Source organism: Paenibacillus amylolyticus, from assembly GCF_050990605.1.
GTDB classification, from domain to species: domain Bacteria; phylum Bacillota; class Bacilli; order Paenibacillales; family Paenibacillaceae; genus Paenibacillus; species Paenibacillus amylolyticus_H.
Map to the genome: position 1 here is coordinate 5,000,577 of NZ_CP158832.1, position 12,539 is coordinate 5,013,115.

A 12,539-nucleotide genomic window follows, 5' to 3' on the forward strand; every position below is an offset into this window, starting at 1 on the left:
TTCTCCATAGAAAGGAGGTGATCCAGCCGCACCTTCCGATACGGCTACCTTGTTACGACTTCACCCCAATCATCTATCCCACCTTCGGCGGCTGGCTCCTTGCGGTTACCCCACCGACTTCGGGTGTTATAAACTCTCGTGGTGTGACGGGCGGTGTGTACAAGACCCGGGAACGTATTCACCGCGGCATGCTGATCCGCGATTACTAGCAATTCCGACTTCATGCAGGCGAGTTGCAGCCTGCAATCCGAACTGAGACCGGCTTTGTTGGGATTGGCTCCATCTCGCGATTTCGCAGCCCGTTGTACCGGCCATTGTAGTACGTGTGTAGCCCAGGTCATAAGGGGCATGATGATTTGACGTCATCCCCACCTTCCTCCGGTTTGTCACCGGCAGTCTATCTAGAGTGCCCACCCGAAGTGCTGGCAACTAAATATAAGGGTTGCGCTCGTTGCGGGACTTAACCCAACATCTCACGACACGAGCTGACGACAACCATGCACCACCTGTCTCCTCTGTCCCGAAGGAAAGGTACATCTCTGTACCGGTCAGAGGGATGTCAAGACCTGGTAAGGTTCTTCGCGTTGCTTCGAATTAAACCACATACTCCACTGCTTGTGCGGGTCCCCGTCAATTCCTTTGAGTTTCAGTCTTGCGACCGTACTCCCCAGGCGGAGTGCTTAATGTGTTAACTTCGGCACCAAGGGTATCGAAACCCCTAACACCTAGCACTCATCGTTTACGGCGTGGACTACCAGGGTATCTAATCCTGTTTGCTCCCCACGCTTTCGCGCCTCAGCGTCAGTTACAGCCCAGAGAGTCGCCTTCGCCACTGGTGTTCCTCCACATATCTACGCATTTCACCGCTACACGTGGAATTCCACTCTCCTCTTCTGCACTCAAGTCACCCAGTTTCCAGTGCGATCCGGGGTTGAGCCCCGGGATTAAACACCAGACTTAAATGACCGCCTGCGCGCGCTTTACGCCCAATAATTCCGGACAACGCTTGCCCCCTACGTATTACCGCGGCTGCTGGCACGTAGTTAGCCGGGGCTTTCTTCTCAGGTACCGTCACCTTGAGAGCAGTTACTCTCCCAAGCGTTCTTCCCTGGCAACAGAGCTTTACGATCCGAAAACCTTCATCACTCACGCGGCATTGCTCCGTCAGGCTTTCGCCCATTGCGGAAGATTCCCTACTGCTGCCTCCCGTAGGAGTCTGGGCCGTGTCTCAGTCCCAGTGTGGCCGATCACCCTCTCAGGTCGGCTACGCATCGTCGCCTTGGTGAGCCGTTACCCCACCAACTAGCTAATGCGCCGCAGGCCCATCCCCAAGTGACAGATTGCTCCGTCTTTCCAGTTCTCTTCAGGCGAAGAAAACAACTATTCGGTATTAGCTACCGTTTCCGGTAGTTGTCCCAAACTTGAGGGCAGGTTGCCTACGTGTTACTCACCCGTCCGCCGCTAAGCATCAAGAAAGCAAGCTTTCTATCAACTCCGCTCGACTTGCATGTATTAGGCATGCCGCCAGCGTTCGTCCTGAGCCAGGATCAAACTCTCCAATAAAGTATTGAAAAGAGCGATAAGCTCATTTTGAATCTGACGAGATTAAAAATCTCATTTGTGCTCCAGCCGATTCAAGCCAAGGCTTGTTTCGAACTTTCGCGTTCATTCTGCAAGCAGAATGTTTACTCACTCGTTGTTCAGTTTTCAAAGATCAAACTCGTTTCACTATCTCTTTTGTTGTCTGTGTCAACACTGTGTTTCAGCGGCGACTTAAATAATATATCATATGGCTGAATGTAATGCAATAGTTTTTTTCATTTCTTTTCTTTAGTAGTTTTGTATTAGCTAAAGCTATTATATCCGTTCCCTATCTCGTCCTATCTTATTAGGTTACGCTCGTAGGGTACAAATATTTTAACACATTTATGAAAAGGTTTACAACAACTTCTCAATAAAATGCTTTGTATTATTTCCTGAACAACCATATCTCCGTTATGTGAAACTCAAAATGTTTACTAAGGAAAGTGGGAAGCCCGCTCCCTATTACAGAGCAGACTTCCCACTGAATAAAACAAGCACCTGACTTTTTCATCAATTGCAATCCGTTAGGTTAGTTTTGTATCCATGGGTTACGACGCTTTTTATTGGGTTTCCGTTGGTTGGACGTTGCTACACCCTCTCTGGATGTTTTCCCGGAAACGGATACCTTGGATTTATTCTTCAGAGGAGCCTTGGATGTTCTGCGTTTTGCAGCTGCCGGCTTACTCCCTGCTTGCTTGGACTTCCCTTCCGACTCTGATCCTACCTCTTCAATTGCCACCTGACTCAAGTTAGCGTCTTCACGCCCTCCTTTTTTGCCACCCTTGCTTTGCCCTTGATGAGGATACATTTCACCAAATGCTCCAAGCGGGGACGGCGGAACCATGTTCTGAGTTGGATACGGATTCTGATAAGCATATTCAATAGGCTGATTTGGCATCGTTGATGTAGACATTTCAGGCGGCATACCGTACGAAGGACCATACATATTCCAAGCCGGATCCTGATAACCATGAGAAGGATAAGTGTACTGAGGCATATGTGTATGTGATCCACATCCGCATGGAGGGTACGGAAGCATTGAGTATGGAGATATGAAAGGTGGCTGATGATTCATATGACTAGGGGCTGCATACGTTGGGAATGGACTATTCACTTCGCTAGCTGGCGCAATCGGAAATGGGTTATTTTGCATTTCTGCCGACAGATTCGGCATAACGTTATTGTGGTTATAACTCTGCTCCGCGCCAGTCCACGGACTGTTAGGCAGATCACTGCTACTATAAGGACTAACTTCCGGAATCCCTGGAAACAACGCATTGTTACTTGCTCCTGCCGTGTACATGTCTTGCTGAGCACCATACACCTCTTGTACAGGAACCGGGATTTGAGCATAAGGGTGCTCGGCAGGCGCATGATGCAACTTATTACCACAACCACAAGGCTTTTTCGTTGCTGGTGCAACCTCAGTTGGAGACTTGGGATTAGGCATTACAGGCAAAGGCATAATTTCAGGCGAAAGATTAGGCATTGTGTATTTTTTGGATTCTGCTACCGGTTTTACATGAACTTCGGGTTTAACCTCTTCTTTTTTGTGCGTTTCCTTTTCGGGTTTCACTTCAGGAAGCTCCGGCAACTGCGGCAGTACCTCCAGTTCCGGCATTACATTCGGCATTACCGGATTGGCAGGTGGTGGAGCAGGCACCGGGACCGGAACAGGAACCTCTGCTACCGGAGCAGGGGGAGTTGGCGTAACTGGAGCCGGTGGTTCCGGTTCTTTAACTCCCGTGTATTCCTTACCTTCAGGTGACAACTTTTCATGAGCAGCAATGTTGCTGGCACCCGAATTAGATGTGCTGTTTCCTTGTGCATGCATAGATGGAATATAAACTGTCTCCCCTACCAGAAGAGCGTTCGGATTTTTCAACTGTGGATTGGCATTGATCATATCTTTTAAAGGAACTCCCCAGGCTTGTGCCAACTTCCATAACGAATCTCCTTGCTGAACCTTGTGACTGTGGAGCACACCCTCCGGCTTTGGTGTTACTGGCTCTGCAGGGATTTTGACCTTCATGCCAATATCCAGCTTGTCGGGATTTGTGATTTGCGGATTAGCCGCGATCAATTTGTCCAGCGCTACATTGTATTTTTGGGACAGCAGATATAATGTGTCGCCTTTTTTCACCATGTGTATTTTCACAGGGAACTAACCTCCTAGACTTCATACTTGGGCAGTACATTCGCCCATACCGTTACTACATCCTATGCAGAAACCGGGCTAATGACATCAACTAAACAAAAAAAATCCTCCTGTCTCTAAAATCCCCATACACCAGGTATGCAGAATTTTATCGGACAAGGAGGATTCCTGTTCCCTATGCTATGCAATTCTAACTTAAGATTCCCACACTTTATAACCATCTTTGTCAACAATCTGACGGAATGCTTCCAGCAGTCTCAGCGTTACTGGACCTGCTACCCCCGTGCCAATTGTTCTTCCATCCACTTCATATGCAGCGATAACTTCTGCAGCTGTTCCGGTGAAAAAGACTTCGTCTGCGATATACACATCATGCAGGGTGAATGGCACTTCTTTTAATTCAAGCTCCAGTTCGCCACATAGATCGATAATCGCTTGACGTGTAATCCCTTCAAGTGCTCCGAGATAACAAGGCGGCGTGTACACTACACCATTTTTGATGATAAAGATGTTATCACTTGAACCCTCAGTTACGTAACCTTGGGAGTTCAGCATAATCGCTTCACCAGCACCTGAATAGTTAGACTGGATTTTAACGAGGATGTTATTCAGATAGTTCAATGATTTAATTTTCGGATTTAATGCGTCCGGAATGTTCCGGCGTTGGGATACGGACACGGCTTTCAATCCAGTAAGATACGCTTCCTCCGGATAGATCGCCAACTGCTCCACGATGATGATTACGGATGCCTTAGGGCAACGTAACGGGTCCAACCCCAGATTACCAGGGCCACGCGATACAATAAGACGAATATAACCATTACGCATATCATTGCGGCGCACCGTTTCAGCCATGACTTCCAGCATCTCATCAATGGACAGCGGAATGTTCAAACTAATGGATTTTGCCGAATCATACAAACGATCCAAGTGGGCCTTACATCTGAAAATATTTCCGTTATATATCCGTATACCTTCGAAAATCCCGTCTCCATACAAAAATCCATGATCATATACCGAAACGGTTGCGTTCTCCTTGGTCACATACTTACCATCCAAATAAATCCATTGTTCTGCCACCGCTGACTGCACCTCCATAAAATATCCATTCACTGTACTCCGAAACGTTATTAACCCGTCGATTGTACACCAACATGACAAGTCCTTACTTGTTCACTGTACCCAGAATTATGACAACCTTCTAACAATCACAACCACCATCAGGTCAATTATCTCGAAGGATATGTATAACATGGATAGCTACCCAGAACACGCACCTGACAATTCAATGCTTCAATCTCTGCCATGGCTGCGGTAAGCAATACCGAATCGACCGTTTCCACGACATCAATGTAGAAATAGTAACTGCCCAATCGTTTCTTCGTCGGACGAGATTCGAGACGGGTCAAGTTCAGCTTCCGCCATGCAAAAGCCGACAATACCTGATGCAACGCACCCGGTGCATCTTCTGGCAGTGTCACCAGCAAGCTGGTTTTCACATGATCCGGTTCACGTGGAATGTTCACAGGTTCATGGCCGATGAGCACAAAACGGGTGTAGTTATTGTCATGATCTGTAACCCGCTCAGCCATAATGTCCAAGCCATGCTTTTGAGCAGCAAGCTTTGTACCGATCGCCGCCCAGCCTTTACCCGGATTTTTTTTCACAATTTCAACAGCTTCAGCCGTACTATTCACACCTTCCAGGTCTGCCCCAGGCGAATGCAGCCGAATAAAATTCTGACACTGCGGAATAGCCACAGGGTGAGACATAATCTTGGTGATTCTACCAAAGTCATACTCGCCACTCTCTGTCTTAAATTCCGAGCCATGTCCAATAACATTCTGAATGGATGGGTACACCCACTCCGCTTGCATTGGAATGTCCACTTCATTCACAAGCCAGTCCATATGAAGACTAACGGAGCCCTCAATGGTATTCTCAATCGGAATAACACTGTATTGTGCCTTCCCACTATCCGTTGCTCGAAAAACATCCGAAATCAATTTGGAGTGAAGCAAATCTAACGGTTCACCGTTGAAAAGGAAATCAATTGCCTCATGAGAGACCGAGCCTTCTGGTAATACTGCAATTCGTTTCATGCATTAACTTCCCCTTTGATTCTGTCCAGAAAAGGACGTTCGTCTTGATCAGGCAGCACGGTTACACCGTCCAAATCCGGATCGAGCCACAGTGCAGAAGCAGATATCCCCTCCCGCTCCATGGTGTCCAGCAAATATTGTTCCAATTCCGCTTTTCGGGTGTCATGACGATCTACCAAAGTCAATACGGTCGGTCCAGCTCCGCTCAGAGCAGCTCCCAACGCTCCATGATCGACAGCATGTTCCAATATCTCAGCCATGCCTGGCACCAATGATGCCCGATATGGTTGGTGAATTCGATCTGACATCCCCTTCTGAATCATATCCAGTCGTCCACTCGCCAAAGCGGCAACGAGCAGTGAGGATCTGCTAATGTTATGCACTACATCAGACATGCCAAATCGATCAGGAATCACATTCCTTGCTTTTGAAGTAGACAGCTGGAATTCAGGTACAATAACCAAAGCCTGCAAATCCTGATGTGGTTCAATACGAATATGATCTACCTGTTGACCATTCCATGCAGCTGTAATAATACCGCCATATAGAGATGCTCCCACATTATCAGGATGCTTCTCCAGGGATGTGGCCATATCCAGAAGCTTCGCATCGGATAAAGGAGCACCAATTAATGCATTAGCTGCTGCCAATGCCCCAACGATGGCGGATGCACTGCTCCCGAGCCCGCGCGTAAGCGGAATATCGGAATACATGGAAATCTCCAATTCAGGTACGGATACCCCAGCTTCATCGAATACCATCTGTGCGACCTCATAGATCAAATTCGATTTATCCGTAGGCAGGCCTGTCAAATGATCCCCGTGAAGATGAAATGTCGTCTGCTCGGCAGGTTTCATTTCCAACCAGGCATACAAAGACAATGCCATACCCAGGGTATCAAACCCCGGACCAAGATTGGCTGTGCTTGCAGGTATTTTTACGGTTACCTTTTCACGCAAACTCATACAGATTGCTGCTCCAGTTGTGCAATGGCCGCCATTACTGCTTCTTCCGTATCTTCTACAACAAGCGGCTCAGTCGCTACTGTTTTGATCGCAATATTAGGATCTTTCAGACCATTACCTGTCAGTACACAAACTACAGTCTCTCCGCCTTTAAAGTACCCTTCACTCTTCAGTTTGTATACACCGGCAAGGGAAGCCGCGGAAGCAGGCTCAGCAAAAATTCCTTCCCGAGAAGCAAGTGTACGATACGCTGTCAGGATTTGTTCATCCGTCACATAGTTAATCTGTCCGCCAGATTCCTCAGCTGCCGCTACTGCCGTTTTCCAGCTCGCCGGATTACCGATTCGAATCGCTGTTGCTACTGTTTCAGGTTCAAGGATCGGCTCACCTTTGACAATGGCCATCGCACCTTCAGCTTCGAAACCAACCATGCGTGGCAACGTGCTGGATTTACCTGCCTCTTTATATTCTTTGAAACCTTTCCAATAAGCCGAGATATTACCTGCATTACCGACTGGAATAGCCAGAACGTCAGGGGCTTCGCCAAGTTGTTCAATTACTTCAAACGCTGCTGTCTTCTGTCCTTCAATCCGGAACGGATTCACAGAGTTTACAAGCGTGATCGGATGTTTGGCTGTGATCTCACGCACAATCTCCAGTGCACGGTCAAAGTTACCATTGATCGCAATTACTTTGGCACCATAGATCATGGCTTGGGCCAGTTTACCCAGTGCAATGTTATTATTCGGGATCAGCACGATACAATTGAGACCACCACGTGCGGCATAGGCCGCTGCAGCTGCTGACGTATTACCCGTGGATGCACACATGATTGTGCGACTGCCCTCTTCCATCGCTTTGGCAACAGCCATAACCATGCCGCGGTCTTTGAAAGAACCCGTAGGGTTTAAACCTTCGTATTTGAAGTAAACATTCAAACCGAGTTCCTCAGACAGATTCTCTGCATGAATCAACGGTGTATTTCCTTCCTGAAGCGTAAGCAGGGGTGTATTCTCATTAACTGGAAGGTGCTCTCTGTACGTTTGCAAAAGTCCTTGATATCTCATTGTGGGTAAACTCCTTTATGTTTTAATAATCTGAAATGATGACCTGTTGAAGCGGATATGATTAACTTGTACGTTATAACTGAAATAATCGAGATGCTGTATTGGGATACGGACAATTATCCTTCGACCCGGTAGACACTCTTAATGCGGCGAATGACGCTGAGTGATTCAAAATGTTTTAACACTTTGTCCATGCTTGCCTTACTTGCATTATGTGTAACAATAATGATCTCGGCATCCGGGTTGTGCTCATTCGGCTGTTGAACAACCGACGCCAGACTGACATCATATTCTGCGAAAATTTGTGTGATTTGTGCCAATACACCGGCTTTGTCGTCTACGTGTAGTAAAATAAAGTTTTTCGACACGATCTGCTCGTCACTTTGCAGTCGCTTCGTCTTATAAGGCACAATGGCTTTGAGACCGTTCACGCCAAGTTTAAGGTTTTTGGTAACCGCCACAATGTCAGCTACAACCGAAGTTGCCGTTGGCAGTTCTCCCGCACCTGCACCGTAGAACATGGTCTCCCCTACAGCTTCCCCGTGTACATATACTGCGTTGAACACACCGTTGACTGAAGCAATCGGATGATTCTGTCTAACCATCGTCGGCTGAACGCTAATCGTGATCTCATCGCCAATACGGTCCGCAATACCAAGTAACTTCATCTCATATCCCAGTCTTTTGGCATACATAATGTCTTCACGAGTTACGGAGGATATTCCTTTAACGGTTACATCCTTCAACTCCACATTGGTGCGGAAACCGAGTGTACTCAAGATTGCCATTTTGCGAGCTGCGTCAAGTCCCTCCACATCGGAAGTTGGATCCGATTCGGCGTATCCCAGCGCCTGTGCCTCGGCCAGCACTTCTTCATAGGATGCGCCTTCCTGACTCATTTTGGTCAGAATAAAGTTCGTTGTTCCGTTCACAATCCCCATAATGCGGGTAATCCGGTCAGAAGAGAAACCTTCAATCAGCGTACGAATGATCGGAATCCCTCCAGCAACACTCGCCTCATAGAACACGTCACATTGTTTCTCCTGTGCCTTCGCCAAAATCTCTGTACCATGCAGTGCCATAAGATCTTTGTTTGCTGTTACGATATGCTTCCCACGTTCCAACGCTTCAAGAATATACTCCTTCGTCTGATCAATGCCGCCCATGACTTCAACGATGACATCAATATCCGGATGACGAATGACTTCCCAAGGATCTTCAGTGAGCTTGGCACGGTCTACAGCAATAACACGTTCTTTCTCTGTATTTTTCACTGCGATCTTCTCGATGACAATCGGTGACCCAACCTGACTGCTCAGATCTTCCTGATTCCCTTCCACAATGCGAACGACTCCCGTTCCGACAGTTCCCAGACCCAACAATCCGACTTTTACTGGTTTCACTAACGATCTACCCCCTAATGTCTATTCTTGTCTGTCAGTCCTGTATGCTAAAGCCCAATTAACCTTGGCCTACAATACGCGTGCGTCTTACTCCAGGCATATCTTGCATTCGATCCAGCATTTCACCAATTTCGCCATGAAGATGTGTCGTTTCAACTGAAATGACCACATTGGCTCTTCCCTGAAGCGGGATACTCTGATTAATCGTGAGTACGTTGGCTCCATAACCAGCGACATGTCCAAGCACACGAGACAAGATCCCTGACTGATGCTCCAAATCAATGGAGATCGTTACAATTCTCTCGCGCTCAAGCTGGTTGATTAGATGAATTCCATCCTTGTACTTGTAAAAGGCACTCCGGCTTAATCCGACCTGTTCAACCGCCTCATGCACTGTTTTAACATCACCGGAAGCCAGTAGTTCTTTTACCTGCATGGTCTTCACCACGGCCTCTGGTAAAATATCTTCCCGTACTAAGTAATAGCGTTCGTTCACAGAACGTCCTCTCCTCAAAGACTCATGTATTCATATAGTGGACATTATATAGGATATATGACAAAAGGGCAATACAGGACATGCCTATTTTTGAAATACGTTCCTCACAGTATACAAGTTTATGCTTCTCCCATGTCAGGAAAAAACAAAAAAAAACGCAGAGTGCGGGTTAACTTCCCACTTCTCTGCGTTGCTATAGCGATATATCTCTTCATGAAAGACAGCTACTTAGTAGTAACTGCTGCCTTCCACAAATTCGAATTCAAAGTCTCCAATACGCACGATGGTGCCTTCTACAGCTCCGCGCTTACGCAACTCATCATCCACACCCATATAACGGAGTGTACGTGCGAGTTTCAATATAGCTTCATGCGAGTTCAATTGCATCCGTTTCATCATGCGATCAATCTTGGCACTTTCAACAACGAATATTTCATTCTCACGCACAATACGGAAACCTTCGTCCTCTTTTTTGTCCAAGCTGTACACTTTACGTTCGGATACGTCTGCTACCTCTTCAACGACTGGCTCGTCCGGAATCTGATCCAACAGATCAGCGGCACGATACAAGAGCTCTTGTATCCCTTTACGAGTCAGAGATGAAATAGGCATCACTTCAATATCCGGTTGCACCTCACGAACTTGCTGCAAGAATTGCTCCAAGTTTGCTTCGGAATCCGGCATATCCATTTTATTGGCTGCCACAACCTGCGGTCTCTCAGCCAGAAGCGGATTGTACAGTTTCAGTTCATCATTAATCTTCTGCCAGTCTTCAAATGGATCACGTCCTTCTGAACCCGACATGTCCACCACATGAATAATAATACGGGTACGCTCGACATGACGTAAAAACTCATGTCCTAGTCCAATTCCTTCATGAGCACCTTCAATCAATCCAGGCAAATCGGCCATAACGAAGCTACGGCCTTCTCCTACACCGACTACACCCAGATTCGGTGTAATGGTTGTGAAATGGTATGCACCGATCTTTGGCTTGGCTGACGAAACGACAGAAAGCAATGTGGATTTCCCGACACTCGGGAAACCAACCAGACCAACATCTGCCATAACTTTCAGTTCGAGTACGATGTAACGCTCCTGTCCTTCTTCACCGTTCTCAGCAAGTTCAGGTGCAGGATTGTTCGGTGTGGCAAATCGGATGTTCCCCCGTCCACCCCGTCCACCACGAGCAATAACAACCTGTTGACCGTGACGTGTCATATCCGCCAGTACTTCTCCACTGTCTTCATCCAAAATGACAGTCCCTGGTGGTATGCGCACAATCATGTTCTCCGCGTTTGCACCATGCTGACTTTTATTACGTCCCTTCTCACCACGCGGGGCCTTGAAGTGACGCTGGTAACGGAAATCCATCAATGTACGCAAACCTTCATCCACGCGGAAAATGATGTCAGCTCCTCTGCCTCCATCGCCTCCGGCAGGTCCGCCGTTTGGTACATACTTCTCACGACGGAACGAAATAATTCCGTCTCCTCCGTCTCCGGCTTTTACATAAATCTTCGCTTTATCTACAAACATTGGTTAACCCCTTCTTCCTATATTCCACACGGCATTCTGAATTGTATAAACGTATCCTCAGACGGAAGCTGCTCCGTTCTGACTTTTTTTCCTTTGAGTACAGCAGTAAGCTGCCGCAGTGTTTCCGGATCGGGTGTTTGATCCCCATCCAGTCGGACAACCACATCTCCATGATCCTGTCCGAAATTTAAGGTCAGTTTGCGAACCTCTCCCCAAGACGACCGGCCGCCGCCATATTGATAGGCCCTGATTGCATCCGCAATCGCTCCGGTAAGTGACTCGCCATCCTCGGGAGAGACCAGAGCACTAAGCTGCAGCTCATCTTCTATTTCCACATGCAATTCCAGCGCTATTCCACTGGCCCGAAAAGATTGAAGATAAAATACGAGGGAGGGAATGCCCAACCTGGAGATTCGGCTCTCTTCCGTGACCCGCTCTTTTATTCTTTCCACACATTGCAGAGATTTATCAAGTTTGCCCAGCCGAAGATATCCATATAACACCTGAAGGTCGTTCATCCAGTCGTGTCGATGATGATTTAATGAAGCAATTGCTGTCTTTTCCATGGATTGTATGATGGTTCTGCGTTCCGCCTCCGCCTGTTTCTTCATCGCATTCACAGAAATGAGCAATACTGCGACGGACCACAATGCGCATACGACGCTTGAGATCATCGCCGGATACAACATAACGAAAACCAAAGGAATCAGAAGTGAACATGCCGCAATCCACGGCACTCTTTTCCAAGATTTCATGGCTTCTCCCCGTTCTACAAAACTCGGTTGGTCTACACCCACCGTAACCAAGTATAACATGTCTTTTCTGCCACTTCATTATCGAATAACCATTGAATACAAAAAACCTTCGGCAAAAATGCCGAAGGCTCCTTAGGCGGAATGCCGATATTACGCTTCTACTGCTGCTGCTACAGGAGCAACATTAACAGGATAGATGCTTACTTTTTTGCGATCGCGTCCCCAACGTTCGAATTTCACAACGCCGTCGATTTTCGCGAACAAAGTGTCATCTTTACCGATGCCAACGTTAGTTCCTGGGTGAATTTTCGTTCCGCGTTGGCGAACGAGAATGCTACCACCAGTTACAGTTTGACCATCAGCACGTTTAACACCCAGACGTTGAGCATTACTGTCACGTCCGTTCTTCGTGGAACCTACACCTTTTTTCGATGCGAATAACTGAAGATTTAATTTCAACATGATTGGTT

Annotated in this window: 10 protein-coding genes and 1 rRNA gene; all 11 read right to left on the reverse strand. The window is 47.3% G+C overall.

Annotation, left to right across the window (positions count from 1 at the left end):
* Nucleotides 1–10 precede the first annotated feature (10 nt).
* Nucleotides 11–1,563: ribosomal RNA gene (locus tag ABTV53_RS22015) — 16S ribosomal RNA — on the reverse strand.
* A 550-nt stretch (nt 1,564–2,113) separates the two neighbouring features.
* Nucleotides 2,114–3,742 (reverse strand): LysM peptidoglycan-binding domain-containing protein, encoded by a 1,629-nt coding sequence (locus tag ABTV53_RS22020; RefSeq protein ID WP_433746473.1) that lies wholly within the window; start codon nt 3,740–3,742, stop codon nt 2,114–2,116.
* 195 nt (nt 3,743–3,937) lie between these two features.
* Complete coding sequence (gene ilvE, locus ABTV53_RS22025; protein WP_433746476.1) at nt 3,938–4,822, reverse strand: branched-chain-amino-acid transaminase; 885 nt, start codon at nt 4,820–4,822, stop codon at nt 3,938–3,940.
* A gap of 149 nt (nt 4,823–4,971) precedes the next feature.
* On the reverse strand, nt 4,972–5,844 hold the full coding sequence (pheA, locus tag ABTV53_RS22030; protein ID WP_433746479.1) for a prephenate dehydratase: 873 nt from the start codon (nt 5,842–5,844) through the stop codon (nt 4,972–4,974).
* On the reverse strand, nt 5,841–6,809 hold the full coding sequence (gene thrB / locus ABTV53_RS22035) for a homoserine kinase (RefSeq protein WP_433746482.1): 969 nt from the start codon (nt 6,807–6,809) through the stop codon (nt 5,841–5,843). The genes pheA and thrB overlap by 4 nt, the downstream gene beginning before the upstream one ends.
* Nucleotides 6,806–7,876 (reverse strand): threonine synthase, encoded by a 1,071-nt coding sequence (gene thrC / locus ABTV53_RS22040; protein WP_036673546.1) that lies wholly within the window; start codon nt 7,874–7,876, stop codon nt 6,806–6,808. Before thrC ends, thrB begins: the two co-directional genes overlap by 4 nt.
* A gap of 116 nt (nt 7,877–7,992) precedes the next feature.
* Entirely contained in the window at nt 7,993–9,279 is a 1,287-nt protein-coding gene (locus tag ABTV53_RS22045) for a homoserine dehydrogenase (protein WP_133387123.1), read from the reverse strand.
* Nucleotides 9,280–9,337: 58 nt separating this feature from the next.
* Complete coding sequence (locus tag ABTV53_RS22050; RefSeq protein WP_017692625.1) at nt 9,338–9,775, reverse strand: ACT domain-containing protein; 438 nt, start codon at nt 9,773–9,775, stop codon at nt 9,338–9,340.
* A 228-nt stretch (nt 9,776–10,003) separates the two neighbouring features.
* Nucleotides 10,004–11,314 (reverse strand): GTPase ObgE, encoded by a 1,311-nt coding sequence (gene obgE / locus ABTV53_RS22055; RefSeq protein WP_278298514.1) that lies wholly within the window; start codon nt 11,312–11,314, stop codon nt 10,004–10,006.
* A gap of 17 nt (nt 11,315–11,331) precedes the next feature.
* Nucleotides 11,332–12,129 (reverse strand): Spo0B domain-containing protein, encoded by a 798-nt coding sequence (locus tag ABTV53_RS22060; protein WP_433746486.1) that lies wholly within the window; start codon nt 12,127–12,129, stop codon nt 11,332–11,334.
* Nucleotides 12,130–12,219: 90 nt separating this feature from the next.
* Nucleotides 12,220–12,531, reverse strand: coding sequence for a 50S ribosomal protein L27 (gene rpmA, locus ABTV53_RS22065; RefSeq protein WP_017692622.1), 312 nt, complete (start codon nt 12,529–12,531; stop codon nt 12,220–12,222).
* Nucleotides 12,532–12,539: the final 8 nt, after the last annotated feature.